This window comes from Mycobacterium sp. 1164966.3 (genome assembly GCF_001665395.1).
Taxonomy (GTDB): Bacteria; Actinomycetota; Actinomycetes; order Mycobacteriales; family Mycobacteriaceae; genus Mycobacterium.
This window is the reverse complement of the sequence record NZ_LZSG01000047.1, coordinates 40,874-62,891: the sequence shown is the minus strand read 5'-3', so window position 1 is coordinate 62,891 and position 22,018 is coordinate 40,874. Positions and strand designations below refer to the sequence as shown.

General features: G+C 65.3%; 24 protein-coding genes and 1 tRNA gene. 10 read left to right on the top strand and 15 right to left on the bottom strand.

What is annotated here, in order from left to right; translation table 11 throughout:
* Positions 1–2 precede the first annotated feature (2 nt).
* Together A9W99_RS18490 and A9W99_RS18485 are read right to left on the bottom strand one after the other, a co-directional pair.
* Positions 3–851 carry an ABC transporter permease gene (locus A9W99_RS18490; protein ID WP_067381264.1) on the bottom strand — a complete coding sequence of 283 codons (849 nt, stop codon included), beginning with the start codon at positions 849–851 and terminating at the stop codon, positions 3–5.
* Positions 848–1,615, bottom strand: coding sequence for an ABC transporter permease (locus A9W99_RS18485; RefSeq protein ID WP_067381261.1), 768 nt, complete (start codon positions 1,613–1,615; stop codon positions 848–850). The genes A9W99_RS18490 and A9W99_RS18485 overlap by 4 nt, the downstream gene beginning before the upstream one ends.
* 710 nt (positions 1,616–2,325) lie before the next feature.
* On the opposite strand from A9W99_RS18485, the gene cysK reads away from it, so the two are divergent.
* From cysK to A9W99_RS18465, 4 genes are read left to right on the top strand one after another with little or no spacing between them, the layout of a single operon-like run.
* Positions 2,326–3,258, top strand: a complete 933-nt coding sequence (cysK, locus tag A9W99_RS18480) for a cysteine synthase A (RefSeq protein ID WP_067381258.1) — start codon at positions 2,326–2,328, stop codon at positions 3,256–3,258.
* Between the two features lies 1 nt (position 3,259).
* Positions 3,260–3,943, top strand: a complete 684-nt coding sequence (cysE, locus tag A9W99_RS18475; RefSeq protein WP_067381256.1) for a serine O-acetyltransferase — start codon at positions 3,260–3,262, stop codon at positions 3,941–3,943.
* A 12-nt stretch (positions 3,944–3,955) separates the two neighbouring features.
* Positions 3,956–4,375, top strand: a complete 420-nt coding sequence (locus tag A9W99_RS18470) for a thioredoxin family protein (RefSeq protein WP_067381253.1) — start codon at positions 3,956–3,958, stop codon at positions 4,373–4,375.
* Between the two features lie 20 nt (positions 4,376–4,395).
* Positions 4,396–4,848, top strand: a complete 453-nt coding sequence (locus tag A9W99_RS18465; protein WP_067381250.1) for a DUF4395 domain-containing protein — start codon at positions 4,396–4,398, stop codon at positions 4,846–4,848.
* Positions 4,849–5,188: 340 nt separating this feature from the next.
* Here the strand turns inward: A9W99_RS18465 and A9W99_RS18460 are convergent.
* A tRNA-Asn gene (locus A9W99_RS18460) sits at positions 5,189–5,261 on the bottom strand.
* A gap of 160 nt (positions 5,262–5,421) precedes the next feature.
* Here A9W99_RS18460 and A9W99_RS18455 point away from each other — a divergent pair.
* Complete coding sequence (locus A9W99_RS18455; RefSeq protein WP_067381247.1) at positions 5,422–5,700, top strand: hypothetical protein; 279 nt, start codon at positions 5,422–5,424, stop codon at positions 5,698–5,700.
* On the opposite strand, the gene dnaG is transcribed toward A9W99_RS18455, so the two are convergent.
* Genes dnaG through A9W99_RS18440 form a run of 3 tightly spaced genes read right to left on the bottom strand, consistent with a single transcriptional unit; the run spans position 5,690 to position 9,529 of the window.
* Positions 5,690–7,621, bottom strand: coding sequence for a DNA primase (gene dnaG / locus A9W99_RS18450; RefSeq protein WP_067381244.1), 1,932 nt, complete (start codon positions 7,619–7,621; stop codon positions 5,690–5,692). The genes A9W99_RS18455 and dnaG overlap by 11 nt on opposite strands.
* 27 nt (positions 7,622–7,648) lie before the next feature.
* Entirely contained in the window at positions 7,649–8,221 is a 573-nt protein-coding gene (locus A9W99_RS18445; RefSeq protein WP_082930085.1) for a superoxide dismutase family protein, read from the bottom strand.
* A 39-nt stretch (positions 8,222–8,260) separates the two neighbouring features.
* On the bottom strand, positions 8,261–9,529 hold the full coding sequence (locus tag A9W99_RS18440) for a deoxyguanosinetriphosphate triphosphohydrolase (RefSeq protein ID WP_067381348.1): 1,269 nt from the start codon (positions 9,527–9,529) through the stop codon (positions 8,261–8,263).
* A gap of 84 nt (positions 9,530–9,613) precedes the next feature.
* Here A9W99_RS18440 and A9W99_RS18435 point away from each other — a divergent pair, with 84 nt between their 5' ends.
* A complete protein-coding gene (locus A9W99_RS18435) occupies positions 9,614–11,593 on the top strand; it encodes a TPM domain-containing protein (protein ID WP_067381242.1) in 1,980 nt (659 codons plus the stop codon).
* 70 nt (positions 11,594–11,663) lie between these two features.
* Here A9W99_RS18435 and A9W99_RS18430 read toward each other — a convergent pair whose 3' ends face one another.
* The 3 genes from A9W99_RS18430 to A9W99_RS18420 form a co-directional block, all read right to left on the bottom strand.
* Complete coding sequence (locus A9W99_RS18430; RefSeq protein ID WP_371514971.1) at positions 11,664–11,975, bottom strand: hypothetical protein; 312 nt, start codon at positions 11,973–11,975, stop codon at positions 11,664–11,666.
* A gap of 21 nt (positions 11,976–11,996) precedes the next feature.
* On the bottom strand, positions 11,997–13,238 hold the full coding sequence (locus A9W99_RS18425; RefSeq protein WP_067381237.1) for a PPE family protein: 1,242 nt from the start codon (positions 13,236–13,238) through the stop codon (positions 11,997–11,999).
* Between the two features lie 105 nt (positions 13,239–13,343).
* Positions 13,344–14,729, bottom strand: coding sequence for a glycine--tRNA ligase (locus tag A9W99_RS18420; RefSeq protein ID WP_067381234.1), 1,386 nt, complete (start codon positions 14,727–14,729; stop codon positions 13,344–13,346).
* A gap of 194 nt (positions 14,730–14,923) precedes the next feature.
* Between A9W99_RS18420 and A9W99_RS18415 the strand changes: the two genes are divergently transcribed.
* Together A9W99_RS18415 and A9W99_RS18410 are read left to right on the top strand one after the other, a co-directional pair.
* Positions 14,924–15,313 (top strand): metalloregulator ArsR/SmtB family transcription factor, encoded by a 390-nt coding sequence (locus tag A9W99_RS18415; protein WP_067381230.1) that lies wholly within the window; start codon positions 14,924–14,926, stop codon positions 15,311–15,313.
* Positions 15,314–15,413: 100 nt separating this feature from the next.
* Positions 15,414–15,803: a Fur family transcriptional regulator gene (locus tag A9W99_RS18410; RefSeq protein ID WP_067381227.1), complete on the top strand. Its 390-nt coding sequence runs from the start codon at positions 15,414–15,416 to the stop codon at positions 15,801–15,803.
* 11 nt (positions 15,804–15,814) lie between these two features.
* Here A9W99_RS18410 and A9W99_RS18405 read toward each other — a convergent pair whose 3' ends face one another.
* The 5 genes from A9W99_RS18405 to recO all read right to left on the bottom strand — a co-directional run bounded on the left by A9W99_RS18405 (position 15,815) and on the right by recO (position 18,694).
* Positions 15,815–16,195: a type II toxin-antitoxin system VapC family toxin gene (locus tag A9W99_RS18405; protein WP_067381224.1), complete on the bottom strand. Its 381-nt coding sequence runs from the start codon at positions 16,193–16,195 to the stop codon at positions 15,815–15,817.
* Complete coding sequence (locus A9W99_RS18400; RefSeq protein ID WP_067381346.1) at positions 16,192–16,440, bottom strand: type II toxin-antitoxin system Phd/YefM family antitoxin; 249 nt, start codon at positions 16,438–16,440, stop codon at positions 16,192–16,194. The genes A9W99_RS18405 and A9W99_RS18400 overlap by 4 nt, the downstream gene beginning before the upstream one ends.
* A 148-nt stretch (positions 16,441–16,588) precedes the next feature.
* On the bottom strand, positions 16,589–17,014 hold the full coding sequence (locus A9W99_RS18395) for a hypothetical protein (RefSeq protein ID WP_067381221.1): 426 nt from the start codon (positions 17,012–17,014) through the stop codon (positions 16,589–16,591).
* Complete coding sequence (locus A9W99_RS18390) at positions 17,014–17,904, bottom strand: decaprenyl diphosphate synthase (RefSeq protein ID WP_067381218.1); 891 nt, start codon at positions 17,902–17,904, stop codon at positions 17,014–17,016. Before A9W99_RS18390 ends, A9W99_RS18395 begins: the two co-directional genes overlap by 1 nt.
* A complete protein-coding gene (gene recO, locus A9W99_RS18385) occupies positions 17,897–18,694 on the bottom strand; it encodes a DNA repair protein RecO (RefSeq protein WP_067381214.1) in 798 nt (265 codons plus the stop codon). Before recO ends, A9W99_RS18390 begins: the two co-directional genes overlap by 8 nt.
* A gap of 61 nt (positions 18,695–18,755) precedes the next feature.
* On the opposite strand from recO, the gene A9W99_RS18380 reads away from it, so the two are divergent.
* Positions 18,756–20,255: an amidase gene (locus A9W99_RS18380; RefSeq protein ID WP_067381211.1), complete on the top strand. Its 1,500-nt coding sequence runs from the start codon at positions 18,756–18,758 to the stop codon at positions 20,253–20,255.
* A gap of 148 nt (positions 20,256–20,403) precedes the next feature.
* A complete protein-coding gene (locus A9W99_RS18375; protein WP_067381208.1) occupies positions 20,404–21,300 on the top strand; it encodes a manganese catalase family protein in 897 nt (298 codons plus the stop codon).
* Between the two features lie 55 nt (positions 21,301–21,355).
* On the opposite strand, the gene A9W99_RS18370 is transcribed toward A9W99_RS18375, so the two are convergent.
* Positions 21,356–21,940, bottom strand: coding sequence for a hemerythrin domain-containing protein (locus A9W99_RS18370; RefSeq protein ID WP_067381204.1), 585 nt, complete (start codon positions 21,938–21,940; stop codon positions 21,356–21,358).
* Between the last annotated feature and the right edge of the window lie 78 nt (positions 21,941–22,018).

Below are 22,018 nucleotides of genomic sequence, written 5' to 3'. Positions count from 1 at the left end.
GGTCACCCGGACAGGTTGAAGTTGCCGGACTGCCCGTAGATGGATAACGAAATCAAAAGGCAGACAAAGGCTGTGACGATCATCGATGACCGTACCGACCTACCGACCGCTTCGCCCACCCCGGCCGGGCCACCCGTCGCGGTGAATCCGTAGTAGGTGTGCACGACCATCACGCCCATCGCCATGGTCAGCGCCGCCAAGAACGACCACAGCAAGTCGGTCGGACGCAAGAACGTCGAGAAGTAGTGCTCGTACACGCCGCGGGACTGCCCGTAGATGTAGATCGTGCCGAACTTGGCCGCAAAGAACGACATCAGCACGGCGACGGCATAGAGCGGGATGACGACCAAGATGCCGGCGATGATCCGTGTCGACGCCAGGTAGGTGATGGAACGGATGCCCATCACCTCGAGCGCGTCGATCTCTTCGTTGATGCGCATCGCACCGAGTTGCGCTGTGGTGCCGGCTCCGATGGTGGCCGCCAATGCCACCCCGGCGGTGCACGGTGCGATCATGCGGACATTGAAGAACGCCGACAGGAAGCCGGTCAGCGCCTCGACGCCGATGTTGGACAACGTGTCGTAGCCCTGCACGGCGACCAGGGCGCCCGTCGTCAGGGTCAAAAAGCCGATGATCCCCACCGTGCCGCCGATCACCGCCAACGCGCCTGCACCCAGGCCCATCTCGGCTATGAGCCGCAGCAACTCTCCGGGGTAGCGCCGTACCGCATCGCCGGTAGCGGCCAACGATTGCACATAGAACGCGGTTTGTTCGCCCAGGCGCCGGGTAGCGGCCACCATCCTTGGGCCGAGGGTGGCCAGCCACGGTGGCTCGCTTGCGGTGGCGCTCATTTCGCGGTCACCTTCACGCCCAGGGCGGTGACCACGATGTTGATGAAGAACAAAGCCATGAACGAGAACACCACGGTTTCGTTGACGGCGTTGCCGACGCCGGTGGGACCGCCACCGACCGACAGGCCCTTGTAGCAGGCGATCAATCCGGCGGACAGCCCGAACAACGTCGCCTTGATCAGCGAAATCACCACTTGCGGCAGGCCGGTTACCAGTGTCATGCCGGCGATGAAAGCGCCCGGTGTGACGTGCTGAACGAAGACCACGAAGATGTAGCTGCCGGTCAACCCGGTGACCGCCACCACCGAGTACAGCAGCAGCGCGACGAAGGTGGCGGCGATGATGCGCGGAACCACCAGGGCCTGAACCGGATTGACGCCGATCACCTTCATGGCGTCGATTTCCTCACGAATGGTGCGCGCACCCAAGTCGGCGCACATCGCAGTCGAGCCGGCGCCGGCGACGGCCATAGCGGTGACCACCGGCCCGACCTGGGTTACCGAGGCCAGGGCGGCCCCGGCGCCGGACAGATCTCCGGCCCCGATCTCGACGAGCAAAATGTTGAGCACGAACACGATCAGGACCGTGTATGGAATCGACAGCATGATGGTCGGGAAAATCGAAACCCGGGCCACGAACCAAATTTGCTCGAGCAGCTCGCGCCACGCCCACGGGCGACGCACCATGACAACCAATGATTCGACGCTGAGCACGAAGAACTGGCCCAGCGCGTTCATGGGCTTGACAATGGCCGCGCCGTTCATACGTTCCGCTCGGCCCACCGGGTGTCGATACCTCGCATCCGGTCCCCCAATTTTGGTAATAAGTGCAAGACACTTTTAATTTATTGGCCTCTTGTGGCTAAAAGGAAGGGTCAGTTTACGGGCATGACGGTGACTGCTCGTAGGTTTGAAATCAGCCAGAACAAATCTAGCCAGACGGCAATAACCGTCCAGCTCACGCATGGGCACCGCATCGCCGATGCCGTCGAGCACGAAAGCCAACCCTGAAATGCAGCGCACGCGCAAGAGTTTTCTTTAGGGTGAACTTAATTGCATATCCGGAATTGCTGCGGGAGCAGTTTTGAAGGAATCGGATTACGTAGCCGGCGGTCGCTCGCGCAACAATTCGGGCGGCCGATCAGCTGGCATTTGCGCCATCCCTGCCGATGCGGCGCGACGCGTTGCTGAAGAGGTCGATGTCCCATCCATGACTGACTTGGTTGGTGTGCTCGGGTTGCTCGATATGGGACTGTCATATAGTGGTGCCATGCAACAGCCCACACTGCCGCGCTTCGTCCTTACGCGCCGCCCCGTGGTGAACTGTTGTTGTTGTTGTCACTGTTGATTTGCTGACGCCTCACCGGACGGGTGCTGACCGGAGCGGCGTGCCACGGGCGCCTCAGTGACTCACACCCGCTTCGACATCACCCGGCAGTCCGACGAAGCTGTACCGACATCGCCGAAGGACCCACATGACCATTGCCGACAACATCACCCAACTGATCGGTGGCACCCCGCTGGTCCGGCTGCGCCGTGTCACCGATGGCGCCGTGGCCGACGTGGTTGCCAAATTGGAATCCTTCAATCCGGCAGGCAGTGTGAAGGACCGCATCGGGGTGGCCATGATCGACGCGGCCGAGCGGGCGGGCCTGATCAAGCCGGACACCATCATCCTCGAGCCGACGAGCGGGAACACTGGCATCGCGTTGGCGATGGTGGCCGCCGCGCGCGGCTATAAGTGTGTGCTGACCATGCCGGACACGATGAGCATCGAGCGGCGGATGCTGTTGCGCGCCTACGGCGCCGAACTCGTCCTCACGCCGGGCGCGGAGGGCATGGCGGGTGCCATCGCCAAAGCCGAGGAACTGGCCAAAAGCGACGAACGGTATTTCATACCACAGCAATTCGAGAATCCGGCCAACCCCGCTGTGCACGCCGTCACAACCGCCGAGGAGGTCTGGCACGACACCGACGGCAAGGTCGACATCTTCGTGTCCGGCATCGGCACCGGCGGCACCATCACCGGAGTAGCTCAGATCATCAAGGAGCGGAAGCCGTCTGCCCGGTTCGTCGCCGTCGAGCCCACCGCGTCGCCGGTGCTGTCCGGCGGCCAGAAGGGACCCCACCCCATCCAGGGCATCGGCGCCGGGTTCATCCCCGCCGTCCTGGACATGGGGTTGGTCGACGAGGTCGTCACCGTGGAAAACGAAGACGCCCTCGATCTGGCCCGGCGGCTGGCCAAGGAAGAAGGGCTGCTGGTCGGCATTTCCTCGGGCGCTGCCGTTGCCGCCGCCCTCGAGGTGGCCCGGCGACCGGAGAACGCCGGCAAGCTCGTCGTCGTCGTGCTGCCCGACTTCGGCGAGCGGTACCTGAGCACGGTGCTGTTCGCGGACCTGAGCGATTGACATGCTGACAGCGATACGGCGTGACATCCGGGTGGCCCGGGAACGTGATCCGGCCAAGCCCACGACGCTGGAGGTCATCTTTTGCTACCCCGGCGTGCACGCGGTGTGGGGCCACCGGATCAGCCACCGGCTATGGCAGCGCGGCTGGCGATTGGCCGCCCGCGTTATCGCGGAGGTCACCCGCATCCTGACCGGCGTCGACATCCACCCCGGTGCGGTGCTGGGCGGGGGCCTGTTCATCGACCACGCGACCGGCGTGGTAATCGGGGAAACCGCGGAGGTAGGCGACGACGTGACGCTCTTCCACGGCGTCACCCTCGGCGGCACTGGTTCGGATACCGGCAAGCGCCACCCCACCGTCGGTGACCGGGTGATCATCGGCGCCGGAGCCAAGGTGCTCGGTCCGATCAAGATCGGCGACGACAGCCGAATCGGCGCCAACTCCGTTGTGGTCAAGGAGGTTCCCTCAAGCGCCGTGGTGGTCGGGGTGCCCGGGCAGGTCATCAGCCGTCCCGGCAAAGCCACCGAAGACGACTCTGCGCTGCCCGATCTGGTGGGGGCCAGCCTGCAATCCCTGCTCACCCGGGTGGCCAGGCTGGAAGGCAACGGCGCCGGCCAGCAGAGTGACCGCGTCATCCGGCCGCCGGAAGGTGGAGTGTGGCATGGCGAAGACTTCTCGATCTGAAGGCGGTCCCGGATGAGCATTGTCGCAGCCGCCACGATCGCAACCGCCGCCGCACTGGGCGGCGCCACGGCGATTGGCGTTGCGGTCAACCGACGATCCGGGGTTTTGCGGGAAACCGGCCCCGAACCCGAAGACGACAGTACGGAACTCGGTTTGTCCGATGTGGGGCCGACCGTGGTGCACTTCAGCGCCGCGTGGTGCGGTCCGTGCGCCTCAGTGCGTCGGGTGGTCGACCAGGTATGCACAGACCTGCCCGGAGTGGCGCACATGGAGATCGATATCGATACCAATCCAGTTGCGGCTAAACGATTTTCGGTACTCTCGCTGCCCACCACGTTCATCTTCGATGCCGGCGGGCGGCAACGATATCGCAGCGCAGGCGTGCCAAAGGCGGCTGACCTGCGGACGGCACTAGAGCCACTCTTGACTTGACTATCGATTAGGAGCGGTAGATGTCAACAGACAACGGCCAAGTCGACGTACGAGGTCCGCGATTCGCCGCCTGGGTCAGCACCGCGGTGTTGGTGCTCACGCTGGTCGTCTCTGCGTTCAGCGCGCCCGCGGCCGCGGTGATCTTGGCCGCGCAGACCATCGTCTTCGCAGTCACCGCCTGGCGCGGTCCTCGCAACGGCCCGTACGGAGTGCTGTTTCGCAAGCTCGTCGCGCCGCGGCTGGGACCGGTCACCGAGCGTGAGCCGGTACCGCCGCTGAAGTTCGCTCAGTTGGTCGGGTTCATCTTCGCGGCGTTCGGGGTGGTCGGCTTTGCCGCCGCCATCCCGCTGCTCGGTGTGATTGCTACCGGGTTCGCGTTGTTCGCCGCGTTCCTCAACGCCGCGTTCGGGATATGCCTGGGCTGCCAGCTGTACCCGCTCGTCGCCCGACTGCGCCGCGCACCGGTGGCCTAGGTCTCGTCACATCTGTCACTCGAGTACCGGGACGGAACCGGGCGACGATTCTAAAATGCGCTATCGGGTCCTATCAGGTTTCAAGATCGCCGGCCCAGCACCGCAGGGGCTGGTGTGACTGATGTGGTTCCGGCCGTCCGCCGCGCGACCTTTCCATGGGTAATCCTTTGCACCGCAGTGTATTCCGCGTTCTGCGATAAGGCGTACGGTGAGTCATGATCGCATGGTCATGAAACGCGTCGAAGCCGCTGTTGCTTACCTCTATCGTCGCGAAAGTGCAACCGGCAACACGTTTCCCGAGTAATGCGGTCGGTCGTTGCACTTTCGCGGGGTCATCCTGCTCCCCCGCCTGGACTCGAACCAGGAACCCTTCGGTTAACAGCCGAACGCTCTGCCAATTGAGCTACGGAGGACCGCCCGATCCACCCGAATGCTGGCGTGGATCGCGGGACGACTCTAGCGTACTGGCCTGGCTTGACCAACTAGCAAGTCCAACATCGGGCACGGCAAGCGCGCACCCCGGTGCGTAAGGCAGTATGGAGCAATCCGCGCATTTGTCCGGGAGGGACCGTTTTGATCGGGTATGTCGTCGTGCTTGGGGTCGGTTACGTGCTGGGCAGCAAGGCCGGTCGTCGCCGATATGAGCAGATCGTCGGCACTTATCGGGCGGTCACCGGCAGTCCCGTGGCCAAGTCGGTGATCGAGGGGGGCCGTCGCAAAATCGCCAATCGGATCTCACCCGACGCGGGGTTCGTCACGCTGGCCGAGATCGACAACCAGACGTCTGTGGTCGAGCGGGTCGACGGGCAGACCAACGGTGCCGATTATCGCGACCAGCACGTCACGCGGTGAGATCGTCGCCACTGGCCTGCTCCAACAGGCTGCGCCGGTAGGCCTCCATCGCAACCAGGTCGCCGAACAGGGCGTGATATTCGTCGCCTTGCTCGATCGGTGACATACGTTGCAGCTTTGACTTGACTTCGGCGATCTGGCGGCCCATCCACACCTCCTGCAGACGGGCCAGCACTCCGCCGATGTAGCGCGGCAGTTTATCGTCGTCGACCTGGATGGCCTCGACTCCCAGCTCGCTGATCAGGCCCGCGGTCAGTGCCGTCGTGGTATGCCGACGCACCGCATCGATCCACTGCGCGCCGGTGATGCCGGCTGATGTGCCGCCCGCCGCTTCGATTGCCGCCCGCACTGCCGCGTAACCGGGGTGGGTGAAGCTTTCCACGGTCAGCGTGTCGAACACCGGGCCGGCCAGCGCCGGGTACTGCAGCGCCGATTTGAGCGCTTCGCGCTGTGGCCACAGGGTCGGCTCACGTGGGTCCGGACGAGCAGCCGCCGTTTCGGTGGGTGCTGCGGGCGGCACCTCGGACTGCTCCCGGGTGACCCGGCGGGGTGATTTCGATCCGGCGCCGGCCCGCCCGGGCCGCATGGATTTCTTGGCCTCATCGCGCACCCGGCCGATGACCTGGGCGACGTCGGCCCATCCGACCCAGCCGGCGAGTTGCCGGGCGTACTCGTCGCGCAACGTGGGGTCCTTGATCTGGCCGACGATGGGTACGCAGCGGCGCAGCGCGGCCACCCTGCCTTCGGCGCTGTCAAGGTCTATCTCGGCCAGCGCGGTGCGAATGGCGAACTCGAACAACGGCGTCCGGCGCGCCACCAGGTCGCGCAGCGCACCGTCGCCGGACTTCAACCGCAAATCGCAAGGGTCCATGCCGTCGGGGGCTACCGCCACGAAAGACTGGCCAGCCAGGTTCTGTTCACCGTCGAGCGCCTTGAGTGCGGCGGCACGGCCGGCCTCGTCGCCGTCGAAGACGTAGATCAGCTCCCCCCGGAAGAAGCTGTCGTCCATCATCAGCCTGCGCAACATCGCCAGGTGATCGTCGCCGAACGCCGTGCCGCACGACGCGACCGCGGTGGTGACACCGGCCAGGTGCATCGCCATCACATCGGTGTAGCCCTCGACCACAACCGCCTGATGCCCTTTAGCTATGTCGCGTTTGGCCAAGTCGATACCGAACATCACCGAGGACTTCTTGTAGAGCAGCGTCTCGGGAGTGTTGACGTACTTGGCCTCCATCGGGTCGTCGTCGAACAGCCTGCGTGCGCCGAACCCGATCACTTCGCCGGCCGCGGTACGGATGGGCCACAGCAAGCGGCGGTGAAAACGGTCGATCGGGCCGCGGCGACCTTGTCGGGACAGACCGGCTGCTTCCAGCTCTTTGAACTCAAAACCCTTGCGCTGCAGCTGCTTTGTCAGCGAATCCCAGCCGGAAGGCGCGAATCCGCACCCGAAACGGCGTGCGGCGTCGGCATCGAAGTTCCGCTCCTTCAGGTACTGACGGGCCGGGGCGGCTTCGTCGGACTCCAGCGCCGCCGCATAGAACTCCGCCGCCGCCGCGTTGGCCGCGACCAGGCGGCTGCGGCTGCCGCGGTCGCGCTGCACGCTGGTGGCCGCGCCGGTGTAGCTGATGGTGTGGCCGACGCGGTCGGCGAGCAGTTCGACTGCCTCGACGAAGCTGACGTGCTCGATCTTCTGGACGAACGCATACACGTCGCCGCCTTCACCGCAGCCAAAGCAATGGAAATGGCCGTGATTTGGGCGGACATGGAACGACGGCGACTTTTCGTTGTGGAATGGGCACAGTCCCTTCAGGGAGTCGGCCCCGGCCCTTCGGAGTTGCACATAGTCACCGACGACGTCCTCGATGCGGATCCGCTCGCGGATGGCGGCGATATCGCGATCGGAGATCCGGCCAGCCATCGGCCTAGTGTAGAGCGCCGGTCACGGTCAGCTGGTACCGATTACACCGCATGCGACACGTTCCATCGCCATGTCACCGACGCCGTGGATCATCAACGCAGTCCCCTTTCCAGCCAGTAGCTGGTCCTTGGTGAACGCATCGGTAGTGGTCTGCAGGGAACCGGAGCCGTCCGGGCGCACCTCCAGGGGCGGCAGGTCGCCACTTGCCAGCTGTCCGGTATGCCCCGGCGCCTGGTAATGCCCACCCGCGGACAGGAAGTTGCCGGGCGGGCCGCCCTCCGGGGCAACGGAGTTGGGCTCGCATTTTCCTATCTCGTGGATATGCACCGCATGACTACCGGGCGCGAGAATGCCGGTGGCGACCGTCTGTATACGCACGCTGGCAAGCCCGTTGCTGAAGTCGAACGTCGCATCGGCAACGGGTGTGCCTTCAGCCGTTTTCAGGTGCGCCGAAAGCGTGCCAGCCGGCTTCGTCGAACTGCTCTGGACTGCAGGCGCGCTGCTTGCCGGGCTGCTCGGCTTTTGAGCAGAACTGCAGGCCGTCATGGCCACGACGGGAAGCGACAGCAGAAGGGCGGCGACCGCCTGGTTCCTGATCATGCTTGGCAGCCTAACGCCTGCGCTTTCATCCGGTCTTCGCTACAGGTCTGCGCGGCGCGCGTCGACACGCTCCAGCCGGCCCTCGGTGTAGGACGCGATCTGGTCGACGATCACCCGCCACCGAGCGCCGTCGTCCGGTGCGACGTTGAACGCCGCGGCAAAGATCGGGTCGAGCGTCTGGGGGGCCCCGGCGTACAGCCAGTCAGCTACCCGATGGATGCGTTCACGCTGACGCGACTGAGCCTCCAGGTGCCGCGGGTCCGACATAATGAATTGCAGCGCAAGGGTTTTCAGTACAGCGACCTCGGCACGCACCAAATCGGGGACGTGCAGGTCGGCCTGGTAGCGCACCAGCGGCCCCGCGCCGGCGGCCGCGCGGGTACTGGCGATCGAGGCGGAGACGAACCGGCCGACCAACTCACTGGTCAACCGCTTGAGTGCGACCGATGCCGCCAGCGTGGCGTCGTACTTGCCGACGGCAGCCACCACCGGAAGCTCCGAGAGCCGACGAGCGGCGGCCGTCAATTCGTCGGAACCCATCCACGAGTACTCCCGCTCCCCCAGCTTGGCCAACACGACCGCCTCGTCGTCGTCGGCGAGCACCCGCAGATCGATACGTTCCGAGACGACGCCGTCCTCGACGTCGTGCACCGAATAGGCGACATCGTCCGCCCAGTCCATCACCTGCGCCTCCAGGCAGGTGCGATCCGGCGGAGCCTGCTGTCGCATCCACACCGCCGCATCGCGGTCGTCGTCGTAGAACCCGAACTTGCGGTGCCCCTGGCCGCGTAGCCAGGGGTATTTGGTGACCGCATCCAGCGCTGCACGAGTCAGGTTCAGTCCCGCGCTATTACCCTGTGCATCAAACACTTTCGGCTCAAGGCTGGTGAGGATGCGGAAGTTCTGCGCATTGCCCTCGAAGCCGCCGCACTGGGCAGCGACCTCGTCGAGCGCCGCCTCGCCGTTATGCCCGTACGGGGGATGGCCGATGTCGTGGGCCAGCCCGGCCAGTTCGACGAGGTCGAGGTCGCAGCCCAGTGCGACCGCCATACCCCGTCCGATCTGGGCCACCTCCAGCGAATGGGTCAGCCTGGTGCGCGGAGTATCACCCTCACGGGGCCCGACCACCTGGGTCTTGTCGGCCAACCGGCGCAGGGCCGCGCTGTGCAGCACCCGGGCGCGGTCACGGGCGAAGTCGGTGCGGTGCTGCTGGCCTTGGGTACCCGGCAGACCCGCGGTCTTCGGCGCTTCGGCTACCCGCCGCTGTCGGTCGAAGTCGTCGTAGGGGTCGTGCTCATTTGTGGTCACCGACTCACAGTCTGCCAGGGCGGTCGGCGAGCGGAACACCCTTCAGCCGCTGAGGGCCTGAACGTTGCCGAGCTACATTGACCTATGCGCATTGCTCGCCTGCTCGGCGTGATCCTGACGACGCTGACCGTGAGTCTCACTGCGACTTTGCTGCTGGCATCACCCGCCGGCGCGCAACCACCATTCCGGTTGCCGGGCTACATCACCGACAATGCGGGCGCGCTGCGGGAATCCGGCCGCGCCGAGGTGAAATCCGCCGTCGACAAGCTCTACACCAATCACCACATCCGGCTCTGGGTGGTCTACGTCGACAATTTCTCCGAGCTGACGGGCGAGGACTGGGCCGCGCGCACGTATCGCACCAGCGACTTAGCCGGTTACGACGCACTTCTTGCCGTCGCCACCACCGACCGGGCGTATGCATTTCTGGTGCCCAGGGCGGTACACAACGTCACTACAGATCAGGTAAACGAGCTGCGGCACACTCAGATCGAACCCGCACTGCGAGAAGGCAATTGGAGTGGCGCGGCGGTCGCGGCAGCCAACGGGCTCAACCAATCACCGAGTTCGTCGGGCCGGGTGCTGGCCCTGATTGCGCTGGGCGTCATCGCCGTCGCAGTGGTGGTGTTGCTGATCGTGATGCGTTATCGCAAGCGGCGCCGGCGCGCTGCGGCGCTGGCCGCGGCCCGACGGGTAGACCCCACCGACGCAGACGCGCTGGCCGCCGTGCCGCTCGAAGCCTTGGACGACTTGTCCCGGTTGATGGTGGTGGACGTCGACAACGCGGTGCGCACCAGCTCCAACGAGCTCGCACTGGCGATCGACGAATTCGGCGAGCAGCGCACCGTACCTTTCACCGACGCGGTCGGCAATGCCAAAGCCGCACTGGCCCAAGCGTTCACGGTGCGCCAACAACTCGACGACGACACGCCGGAGACGCCGGCGCAGCGCCGCGAGTTGCTCACCCGGGTGGTCGTGTCTGCAGCTCGCGCCGACCGAGAACTGGAGTCGCAGACCGAAGCGTTCGAGCAGCTGCGGGATTTGGTGATCAATGCCCCCTCACGACTCGATGGGCTGACCCAGCAGTACGTCGAGCTGACAGCCCGCATCACTCCGACCCAACAGCGGCTTGCCGAGCTGCACAACGAATTCGACGCCGCCGCACTGACTTCGGTCGACGGCAATGTCTCCACCGCCAAGGAACGACTTGCGTTCGCCGACAAGAACATCGGCGCGGCACGCGATCTGACCGCGCATGTGCAGAGCGGACGACAGAGTGACTTGGTCGATGCCGTTCGCGCGGCCGAATCGGCACTCGGACAAGCCCGTTCGCTGTTCGATGCCGTGGACAGCGCGGCCACCGACATTCGCCACGCCGTAGCTTCGCTGCCGTCGCTGATGACCGAAATCCGGACGGCGGTGGCTCACGCCAACGAGCAACTGCGGGAAAACCCGCAGTTGGCGTCTGCGCACACCGCGGAATTGATCGCCGCACGTGATGCGGCGACCAGGGCTGTCGACTCCGCCCGCGGCACCGGCTCCGCGGATCCGTTGGGTACCTTCGTCCGGCTGACCAAGGCTGACGCGGAGCTCAACCGAATACTGGCGACGCTGGCCGAGGAGAAGGCCGCCGCCGATCGCCTGAACCGCTCCTTCGAGCAGGCGTTGTTCACCGCGGAGTCGCGGGTGCGCGGGGTGTCGGAGTACATCGACACCCGCCGCGGCAGCATCGGGCCCGAGGCACGCACCCGACTAGCCGAAGCGAAACGGCACCTGCAAGCCGCGCACGACATGCGAACGACCAATGTGACCGAGGCGATCGCCCACGCCAACGCGGCGTCCACTCTGGCCGCTCATGTGCAGGCGCTGGCGAATGCCGACGTGCAGTCGGCCGAACGCGCCTATAACCGCCGCGGCGGCGATGACACCGGCGCGCTGATCGGCGGGATCATCATCAGCGACCTGCTCAACGCAGGCGGCTTCGGCTGGAGCCCGACATCGTTCGGCGGCTCGTCACGGAATTCTTCCGGAGGTGGCTTCATGGGCGGCGGCGGCCGGTTCTAGGTGGCGCGAGCAGACGCAAAATCGCCTAATTCCTATGCGAATTGGGCGATTTTGTGTCTGCTCGGCACTCTCAGCCGCCCGGTGGAGAATGCGGTATCACACTGGTGGTGCGTGGCAATTCGAAGCGAGGTTCGGCACTTTCTTGCCATTCGCTCCACTGTGCCCACTCATCCCACTCGTCACCGGCCGCGGGGCGTGACGTCGAGTCGGCACCAACGCCATTGGCAGCGGTCTCGGGTTCCTTAGCCCAATGGTCGTAGTCGTCGGGCGGCACGGCGACACCCCAGCTGAGCGGGACCGACAGCCCGCCAAGCATGCCCGACTCACCCCGGACTGCCGCGACGGCATCATCCGGTAAAGGCGACCCAAGTGATAGCAGCACGCTGCCCCCTTCCTCGCAGCTTTATCCGACGCCGGTTCGCGGCACCACGGTCGGCCGATTCTGCACCACATGCGGACTCGCGCCACCACGCCCGAGCGGTCCGTTGGGCATTCCGCCACCAGGACCGCCCATCGGCATCGGCATCATCGGCATGCCGGCGGCGGCATTGGCTCCGGCGGCGGCTGCCGCTTCCGCGGCGCTGGGCATACCGCCCAATCCCGACATCGCCGAGGTCACCATCCGAGCGGGCATCGACCCCTGCCATGTCGGTGGTACCGACATGGCTCCCACCAAGCGCGCTCTGCCCAACTCCGCGGCCATCCCCGGTCCGCCCACCGGTTTCACGTCAGGAGCGCTCACCAACGTAGGCATATTGGCCAGCCCAGTCGTCGCCGTGGCATCGGTCAAGCCCGCCGTGCCGACATTCGCACCCTGCGCCACGCCCATCATCGGCGACATCAACATGCTCGCCGGATACATCCCGACCTGCATCAACTGCGCACCGCCCGACGTCAACGGCGACGCGGGCAGTTGAGCCGCCATCGACTGCGCCGCCGATAGCATCCCCGGGGCGGCCGATGCGATCGCCTGTGCCTGGGTCGCCACCTGCACGCCTATCGCCTGCGCTTGTGTGGCCATCGTCGCGCCCGCCGTGGCAACCGACGAGGAAAGCTGGCCACCGGCCTGGGACAGGAACGTGCCAGCCTGCGAAACCAGGGTCGACAGGCCCGCCAAGTCCAGCGGCGGTGCGCTGAACGGCGTCAACGTAGAAGCAACCGCTGTCGCTCCCGCGTGATATCCGAACATCGCGGCCACATCCTGAGCCCACATCTCCATGTAGTGGAACTCGGTTTCGAAGATCGCCGGAGTGTTCTGGCCCAAAATGTTTGTGGCCACCAGCGCCAACAACGTCGTCCGATTCGACGTCACCGCCGCCGGGTGCACGGTCGCCGACTGCGCCGTCTCGAACGCCGTCGCTGCCGCCTTTGCCTGCGCACCCGCCGAGGCCGCCTGGGCTGCGGCCGCGGTCAACCACGCCACATAGGGCGCCGCCGCAGCCGCCATCGACAACGACGAGGGCCCGGTCCACAGGCCGTCCGCCAGGGCGCTGATCACGGAGTCAAACGAGGCTGCCGAGGCCTGCAAATCCGCGGCCAGGCCATCCCAAGCCGTGGCCGCCGAAAACAGCGGCCCGGAACCGGCGCCGGCAAAGATTCGCGCCGAATTGATCTCGGGCGGCAACCAGGAAAAATCCAGAAGCACTACAACCTCAGCTCAACTAGGCGCTATGTGCGCCTATCACCACCGGCGGATCATAAGGCAAACGACCACCTGAGATCCGGCCTTTAGCCAAAGAGGTGCGAGGTCTCAGCTGCCCTTGAGGCGCACCGCGAGGTAGTCGGCGACGTTGCTCATCGGGATGCGCTCCTGCGTCATTCCGTCGCGCTCGCGCACCGTGACGGAATCGTCCTCGAGCGAGTCGAAATCCACTGTCACGCAGAACGGGGTACCGATCTCGTCCTGACGGCGGTAGCGCCGGCCGATCGCGCCCGCGTCGTCGAAATCGATGTTCCAGCATTTCCGCAATTCAGCACCCAGGTCGCGGGCCTTGGGACTCAGGTCGGCGTGCCGCGACAGAGGCAGGACGGCGGCCTTGACCGGCGCAAGTCGCGGATCCAGCCGGAGCACCGAACGCTTGTCCATTCCCCCCTTGGCGTTCGGGGCCTCGTCCTCGGTGTAGGCGTCGATCAAGAACGCCATGAACGACCGGGTCAGACCGGCTGCGGGTTCGATGACGTACGGCGTGTATCGAGCGTCGGCGACCTGGTCGTAGAACGACAGGTCGACGCCGGAATGCTTGCTGTGCGTTGACAAATCGAAATCCGTCCGATTCGCGACGCCTTCCAGCTCGCCCCATGGGTTGCCGGCGAAGCCGAACTTGTACTCGATGTCCACGGTGCGGTCGGAGTAGTGCGACAGCTTGTCCTCGGGGTGTTCGAACAGCCGCAAGTTCTCCGGGTCGATACCGAGATCGACATACCACTGCAATCGGGTGTCGATCCAATACTGATGCCATTCCGGGGCGGTCGCCGGCTCCACGAAGAATTCCATTTCCATTTGCTCGAACTCGCGGGTCCGGAAAATGAAGTTGCCCGGGGTGATTTCGTTGCGGAAGCTCTTGCCGATCTGCCCGATGCCGAACGGTGGTTTTTTGCGGGCGGTCGTGACCACGTTGGCGAAGTTCACGAAGATGCCCTGGGCGGTCTCGGGGCGCAGGTAGTGCAGCCCCTCCTCGCTTTCGATGGGCCCGAGGTAGGTCTTGAGCATCATGTTGAATTCGCGTGGCTCGGTCCACTGGCCCTTGGTGCCGCAATCAGGGCAGACGATCTCGGTCATTGCCACCGAATCGGGATCCGCGATCCCTTTCTTCGCCGCGTAGGCCTCCTGCATGTGGTCCTGGCGATGCCGGTGGTGACAATTCAGGCACTCGACGAGGGGGTCGTGGAACACCTCGACGTGGCCGGAGGCCACCCAGACCTGACGCGGCAGGATGATCGACGAATCGATTCCCACGACGTCGTCGCGGCCGGTGACCACCGAGCGCCACCATTGCCGCTTGATGTTCTCCTTGAGTTCCACGCCCAGCGGGCCGTAGTCCCACGCCGACTTCGTGCCGCCGTAGATTTCGCCCGCGGGAAAGACGAAACCGCGCCGTTTGGCCAGGTTGACTACGGTGTCGATGACGGACGCCACGGGGTAGTCACTCCTCTCTGGTCCCTGTTGGGATTCGGGAAGGCGGGTGCCGCAGCGAACCGCCGCCGCGCGAAGCCTGAGCAATGGTAGCGATCCGCGGCCGGGTCTTTGACATGCGTTGTCATGCATGTGACAGTGGATGTCAGCCGCAGGCTAATGCAAATCCTGGCACTTCCCGAGGTGATGAATCCGATATGGTGACGTCTTCCTCAACGCCGACCGCGGAAGAGGCGGCTGATCTGGTGGGTGCCCACGAGCACGTCGGCGGCAAATTCACGGCATATCCCGCGCCGCCGCCGCGAGACATTCTCGACGCGGCCGGCGAGCTGCTGCGCGCATTGGCCGCACCCGTGCGGATCGCCATCGTGCTGCAGCTGCGCGAATCTCAACGCTGCGTGCACGAGCTGGTCGACGCGCTGGGCGTGCCGCAGCCGCTGGTCAGCCAGCATCTCAAGATCCTCAAAGCGGCTGGCGTGGTCGCCGGTGAGCGGTCCGGACGCGAAGTCCTCTACCGGCTGGCCGACCACCACCTTGCGCACATCGTCGTCGACGCGGTCGCCCACGCCGGCGAAGACGCGACATGACCGCGCCGGCGACGATGCAGAACGAAGTGATGAGGAGGAGCGGCGCACTCGGCCCCGCCGGCGACGATGCAGAACGAAGTGATGAGGAGGAGCGGCGCAAATGACGGCTAGCGCCCGCTCCACCCGTCAGCGAGCGGCGGTGTCGACACTTCTGGAGACCCTCGAAGACTTCCGCTCGGCTCAGGAAATACACGACGAGCTACGCCGTCGCGGTGAGAACATCGGCCTGACCACCGTCTACCGGACGCTGCAGTCGATGGCGACAGCGGGAATGGTCGATACCTTGCGCACCGACACCGGCGAATCCGTCTATCGCAGGTGCTCCGAACACCATCATCACCACCTGGTCTGTCGCCACTGCGGTTCGACGATCGAGGTGGGCGACCACGAGGTCGAGGCGTGGGCGGCCGAGGTGGCCAGCAAACACGGATTCTCCGACGTCAGCCACACCATCGAGATCTTCGGTACCTGCTCGGAATGCATGGCCTGACGCGCTTACGGTTAGACTGCCACGACGTCGACTAAGCCCTCGAGGCCGTCGAAATCGACGGCGTTGCGGGTATACAGCGAGGCTGAGTGGGCGTGTGCGGTGGCTGCTATCAACAGGTCCATTGCGCGGGCTCGCGGCTGTCGTCCGGCGTCGACGACCGCCGCCGCCACCTGGCCGTAGCTCATCGCCACCGCGTCGTCCAGGGGCAGCGCGTCGAACTTGCGCTGGACAATCAGCAGACGTCGCAGCCGCTCGGAACGAATGTTCTGCTGCTTGGCGACGAGGACTCCAAAGTGGAGTTCCGCCAAGGTAATTGCGCTGATGGCCAGCTCACCTTCAAGGTGTCCGAGGTCCGTCGCGATGACCACACTGGTGTCAAGGATCGCTCTCATTCCTTCGTCCAGGGGTCGCGGATATCGTCGGCGAGTGCTTGACGGTCGGCCTCCCATGCAAGATCCTCCGGCCCGGCGAACAGTTCGACCACCTCCTCCCATCGCCTCCAGGTCCGCGGGGCTGCTGGAACCAGGCGGGCCCCTGGGCGGCCGGCCACGGTAATGGTGATCTCCTCGCCTTCCTCGGCGCGTCGCACGAGGTCGGACGCATTCTGCCGAAGTTCGCGCAATCCAACTGTCTGCATGATCGTCATGATAGCACAAGTGCTACTTGTGCTACAGGCGCGCCACCGATGACTGCGTCGAGCGTGCGATGAGGGTTGAAAAGCTACCGGAAAGCCGCCCTGTGAGCACGTTCGGCGAAGGATCGGCTGGGACTGCAGCACCGGTGTCTTAGGTCAGAGATCGGCGCACCTGAGCACCGGTGTCCAGTACCAGCAGAATGAGCGTGCGCAGGGCTTCGTCGGTCAAGCCGGCGCCGGGAAAGTTGTATCGCAGCATGACGTCGGCGACCTTGGCGGCACTCTTACCCGAATTGCGTTGCACGGCTTTCTCGTTGACCTTCTCGATCAGGGTCACGGTGCCAAGGTTGGTGTCGCGCGCCTGCCTGGCCACTTGCTCGCTGAGCTTCTTCGTCAGCGGCAGGCCCCACGCCAATACCTGCGTCAACGACACCAGATCAAGGTCCTCGGCGATGTTGACCACTCGCAACGACGCAAAGGTGGCGTCATGACGGACCGTCAATCCGCCGTCAGGCTCTTCCTCGACGGCCAAGACGTCGCGGAGGATCGATGCCAGGCGTTCCTGCAATGACGGCACTAGGCACTCCCGAACCGTCGGCTGCGAGATGCGTACTCCTCGCAGGCCGCCCACAGATCGCGGCGGTCGTAGTCGGGCCACAGCTTGTCCTGAAATATGTATTCAGCGTAGGCCGCCTGCCACAGCATGAAATTGCTGGACCGCTGCTCGCCCGAGGTTCGCAGCAGTAGATCCACATCGGGGATGTCGGGCCACTGCAGGTGACGAGCGATCGTCGATTCGGTGATCCGCTCTGCGTTCAGCTTGCCCGCCTCGGCTAGACGGGCGATGTCCTTGGCCGCCTCCGCGATTTCGGTGCGACCGCCGTAGTTCACGCAGTAGTTGACGGTGATGACGTCGTTGTTTCTCGTCATGTCCTGCGCGATCGCCAATTCGTTGATCACACTGCGCCACAGGCGTGGCCGCGACCCCACCCACCGAATCCGGACCCCGAGCGTGTTGAGGTTCACCCGGCGCAGCCGCACGACGTCGCGGTTGAAGCCCATCAAAAAGCGGACTTCCTCGGGCGAGCGTTTCCAGTTCTCGGTGGAGAAGGCGTACAGGCTGAGCCATCTGACCCCGAGTTCGATTGCGCCGCAGACAACGTCGATGACTACCGCCTCGCCCGCCTTATGGCCTTCGGTGCGCGCCATGCCGCGCTGGGTGGCCCACCGCCCGTTGCCGTCCATCACGATGGCGACATGGGCCGGTAGCCGCTCGCGCGGAATCCGGGGGGCGGCGGCTTTCGACGGATGTTGCGGCGGCCGGCTTGGACGACCGTCCGGAGACGGTGGTAAGACAGGGAACACCACTGGCCAGGTCGACTTGTCGGGAAAGGTCGGATAGTCGTCGGGGGCCGGGGGCAGCTGCGGGAATTCGCCGGAGGTCAGCTTGCGCTCGGTCCTAGCCACAGGCGATATCCTGCCCGTCCCGGGCCGCGCGCCGATCGGCGATGGTGCGATCCACCTGATACGTCCGTTCCACCAGCGGCAGTGTTTTGAGCTGCCGTTCCAGATGCCATTGCAGGTGCGCGGCCACCAACCCGCTGACCTGGCCGCGGTGGGATTGCGGTATCTCTCGGGCGGCCTCCCAATCGCCGTCGTACAACGCGGACATCAGCTCCAGCACGCCCGGCGGCGGTGTCGTCGAACCGGCCGGGCGGCAGTGTGCGCAGACGCTGCCCCCGGCCGCGATGTGAAACGCCCGATGCGGACCCGGTGTGGCACAGCGGGCGCACTCGGTCAGCGCCGGCGCCCATCCGGCGATGCCCATGGCCCGCAGCAGGTAGGCGTCCAGCAACAGCTCGCGGGGCCGGCTTCCGTCGGCCACCGCCCGCAGTGCGCTCACCGTGAGCCGGTGCAGGGCCGGGGCAGGCGCCCGCTCCTCACCGGCCAGGCGTTCGGCAGTTTCCAGCATCGCGCACCCGCAGGTGTACCGGGCATAGTCGCTGACGATGTCGGTGGCGAACGCGTCAATCGAGACGACCTGGGTGACGATGTCGAGGTTGCGGCCGGGATGCAGTTGCGCGTCGATATGCGCAAACGGTTCCAGCCGCGCGCCGAATTTGCTGCGGGTGCGACGAACCCCTTTGGCAACCGCCCGAACCAGCCCGTGATCGCGGGTCAACAAGGTGACGATCCGGTCGGCTTCGCCAAGCTTGTGCTGGCGCAGCACAACAGCCCGGTCTCGATACAGCCGCATCCCGACATTTTCGCACCACCCCGCGACATCACGGGTATCCGCGCCGATAGTCTCGTACCCCGTGATTGGCGCTTCCGGCTCCGTTTCTGGGTCCGCTTCCGGATCCGGCTACCAGCGCCTGCCCACCTTGACCGACCTCCTCTACCAGCTGGCCAGTCGTTCCGTGACCTCCCAAGAGCTGGTGCGCCGGTCGCTGCATGCCATCAACATGAGCCAGCACACGTTGAACGCCTTTCGCGTCGTTCTGACCGAATCGGCGCTGGCCGACGCGGCCGAGGCGGACCGGCGACGGGCCGCCGGTGACACCGCGCCACTACTGGGCATCCCGATCGCGGTCAAAGACGACGTGGACGTTGCTGGCGTGCCGACCGCATTCGGTACCGAAGGCTACGTCCGGCCCGCTACCGAGGACTCCGAGGTGGTTCGCCGGCTGAAGGTCGCCGGCGCCGTAATCGTCGGCAAGACGAACACCTGCGAACTAGGCCAGTGGCCGTTCACCAGCGGACCCGGATTCGGACATACCCGCAATCCGTGGTCGCGTCGGCACACCCCGGGCGGATCGTCGGGCGGTAGCGCCGCGGCGGTGGCCGCGGGCTTGGTAACTGCAGCCATCGGCTCCGACGGTGCGGGCAGCGTGCGCATTCCCGCCGCCTGGACCCACCTGGTTGGCATCAAGCCGCAGCGTGGCCGAATCTCGACCTGGCCGTTGCCCGAGGCGTTCAACGGCATCACCGTCAACGGCGTGCTGGCCCGCACGGTGGCCGATGCGGCGCTGGTGCTGGACGCGGCCTCGGGCAACGTCGAAGGCGATCGGCACAAGCCGCCTCCGCTGACCGCGTCGGACTACGTCGGCAATGCGCCCGGCCCGCTGAACATCGCGTTGTCAACCCGATTCCCCTACACCGCGTTTCGGGCCAAGTTGCATCCGGACATCCTGGCGGCGACCCGACGGGTGGCCAAACAGCTCGAGTTGCTCGGCCACTCGGTGGTGTCCGGCAACCCGGACTATGGCCTGCGGTTGTCGTGGGACTTTCTTGCCCGGTCCACCGCCGGCCTCGTCGAATGGGAGGAGCGGCTGGGCGACCAAGTCAACTGGGATCCCCGCACCCTGGCGAATCTGCGTACCGGTCGCGTGCTGGGACAAGCGATCCTGCGCAGCGCACGGCGGAACGAAGCCGCCGAACAGCGCCGGGTGGGTTCGATCTTCGACATCGTCGACGTGGTGCTGGCACCAACCACCGCGCAACCGCCGCCGCTGGCCCGCTCCTTCGACCGGCTGACTGGCTTCGGCACCGATCGCGCCATGATCGCCGCGTGCCCGCTGACGTGGCCATGGAACGTGTTGGGCTGGCCATCCATCAACGTGCCGGCCGGCTTCACCGGCGACGGACTGCCGATCGGCGTCCAGCTAATGGGTCCGGCCAACAGCGAGGGCCTATTGATATCGCTGGCCGCCGAGCTGGAGGCGGTGTGCGGCTGGGCGAACAAGCAGCCAAAAGCCTGGTGGGACACGCGCATCGACACACCGCCGATCAACGGCGCACCGCCGGTCAGACCTTAGCGACTCCGTTCACCGACACAGCGCCGCCGAACCGGTTGTCGCCGAACGCTTCTCTTGTTCAGTTGGCTGCGCAGGCCGACGTTTAGCGCCGAAAGTGCCGGGTACACGACGGCGATCTCGATCAAGCCAACAGCCCTAGGAGCAGCCAATGTTCATTCACAACAAGGACCTTCAGTTCGAAGTGCGAGTCCAAAAACCGGATCCTCGGTTCGCCACCCTGCTGCAGGAGCAGTTCGGTGGCGCCAACGGCGAGCTCAAGGCCGCGATGCAGTACTTCACCCAGGCGTTCATCCTGCGCGGCAAGAACCCCAAGATGTACGACCTCTTCATGGACATCGCGACCGAGGAACTCAGCCACCTGGAGATGGTGGGCTCGTTGATCACGATGCTGCTGGACGGACTGAACGACGACCTCAAGAACGCCAATGAGATCTGCAACTGGATGCCGCTAGTCGCTGGAAACACTGGGCGTGACGACCTCATCCACCAGGTGGCGCAGGTGAACCCGCTTTACCTCGCCCTCACCGGCGGCGGCCCCGATGTCAGCAATGCGCAGGGCGTGCCGTGGTCGGGCGCCTACGTCAACTCCAACGGTGACCCGTCGGTTGACCTGCGGAGCAACCTGGCTGCCGAGTCGCGGGCCAAGATCGTCTACGAGTATCTCAAGCAGTTCACCGACGACCCCGGTGTCCAGGACACCCTGACGTTCTTGATGACCCGCGAGGTCGCGCACTATCAGCAGTTCACCGCGGCGCTCAACGACCTGCCGGTCAACTTCCCGCCCGGGGTGCTCTCCGGCGACGAGCGGTTCCAGAACGTCGCTTTCAACATGTCCGACGGCGCCGAGTCAGTGCGCGGGCCGTGGAACGAGGGACAAGGACCGTGGCCCGAGGGCACGGAATGGCGCTATGTCGAAACGCCTACCACGCAGTGGCTCGGCAGCGACATACGGCAGAACAAGGGAGCGCAGAGCGATGCCGTCGGCACACCCGCGGTGCCCGAAGCCAAGCCGTTCACCCACGAACACCACGTTCCCGCCACCTGATCGGAGCGCAATCGAAATGGGCCGGCACGCACGCCGGCCCATTTCTTGCCTCGGGTCAGTGGATCTGCGGGTCGGGAGGATTTTTTCCGGACCGGCCGGTGACCGCGTCGCGAACATGGTCGACGAAAGCCGCACCGGCGCCCATCGTCTTTTGTACCGTCGCGCTGGGCGGGGTGTTGGGATGTGGCCGAGTGGGCGCCGTCTTTTTGGCGCTCTCCAGCTTCTCGCCGAGCTTTCGCCGTTCGGCGAGGCTCACCGCCGCAGCGAACCTGGGCCACACCACCTCCTGCTCGTAGCGGATGTGCTCGCGACCGGCCTTGACGAACTCCTGCAGCGCTTCGTGGTACTCGCCCTCGCCGGGTTGGCCGTCTGCGAGCCGCTGCAGCAACTGCTTTCCTTCCTGCTCCTGCTCGACGGCTCGGTCGGCCAATTCGTCGCCGTCATCGAGCGCCTGCCGTACCGCCGGCCAGAACAACTGCTCCTCGATCGCCTCGTGCTGCGACTCGGCGATAACCAGGTTCTCCACCATCGTCCGCAGGCCACTCATCACCGCACCCGTTCCCTTCGGCGCACCATCGAGAACCTGCAACATCCCCAACACGCTCTGGTGGTCCTGACGCAGAAAATCCAACGCTTCCATACTTTCTCCCTTCGGCAACGCTTCTTGTGCCGGTACCCGGCCACCACGCAGTGAAACGCCGCAATTCAACGTCATCCG

Coding starts and splice junctions, on each gene's coding strand:
- A9W99_RS18415 (WP_067381230.1), top strand. CDS start 14,924: ATGGTGACGTCTTCCTCAACGCCGACCGCGGAAGAGGCGGCTGATCTG.
- A9W99_RS18370 (WP_067381204.1), bottom strand. CDS start 21,940: ATGGAAGCGTTGGATTTTCTGCGTCAGGACCACCAGAGCGTGTTGGGG.
- A9W99_RS18490 (WP_067381264.1), bottom strand. CDS start 851: ATGAGCGCCACCGCAAGCGAGCCACCGTGGCTGGCCACCCTCGGCCCA.
- cysE (WP_067381256.1), top strand. CDS start 3,260: ATGCTGACAGCGATACGGCGTGACATCCGGGTGGCCCGGGAACGTGAT.
- A9W99_RS18405 (WP_067381224.1), bottom strand. CDS start 16,195: ATGAGAGCGATCCTTGACACCAGTGTGGTCATCGCGACGGACCTCGGA.
- A9W99_RS18410 (WP_067381227.1), top strand. CDS start 15,414: ATGACGGCTAGCGCCCGCTCCACCCGTCAGCGAGCGGCGGTGTCGACA.
- A9W99_RS18485 (WP_067381261.1), bottom strand. CDS start 1,615: ATGAACGGCGCGGCCATTGTCAAGCCCATGAACGCGCTGGGCCAGTTC.
- cysK (WP_067381258.1), top strand. CDS start 2,326: ATGACCATTGCCGACAACATCACCCAACTGATCGGTGGCACCCCGCTG.
- dnaG (WP_067381244.1), bottom strand. CDS start 7,621: ATGGCTGGCCGGATCTCCGATCGCGATATCGCCGCCATCCGCGAGCGG.
- A9W99_RS18465 (WP_067381250.1), top strand. CDS start 4,396: ATGTCAACAGACAACGGCCAAGTCGACGTACGAGGTCCGCGATTCGCC.
- A9W99_RS18375 (WP_067381208.1), top strand. CDS start 20,404: ATGTTCATTCACAACAAGGACCTTCAGTTCGAAGTGCGAGTCCAAAAA.
- A9W99_RS18400 (WP_067381346.1), bottom strand. CDS start 16,440: ATGCAGACAGTTGGATTGCGCGAACTTCGGCAGAATGCGTCCGACCTC.
- A9W99_RS18470 (WP_067381253.1), top strand. CDS start 3,956: ATGAGCATTGTCGCAGCCGCCACGATCGCAACCGCCGCCGCACTGGGC.
- A9W99_RS18445 (WP_082930085.1), bottom strand. CDS start 8,221: ATGATCAGGAACCAGGCGGTCGCCGCCCTTCTGCTGTCGCTTCCCGTC.
- recO (WP_067381214.1), bottom strand. CDS start 18,694: ATGCGGCTGTATCGAGACCGGGCTGTTGTGCTGCGCCAGCACAAGCTT.
- A9W99_RS18435 (WP_067381242.1), top strand. CDS start 9,614: ATGCGCATTGCTCGCCTGCTCGGCGTGATCCTGACGACGCTGACCGTG.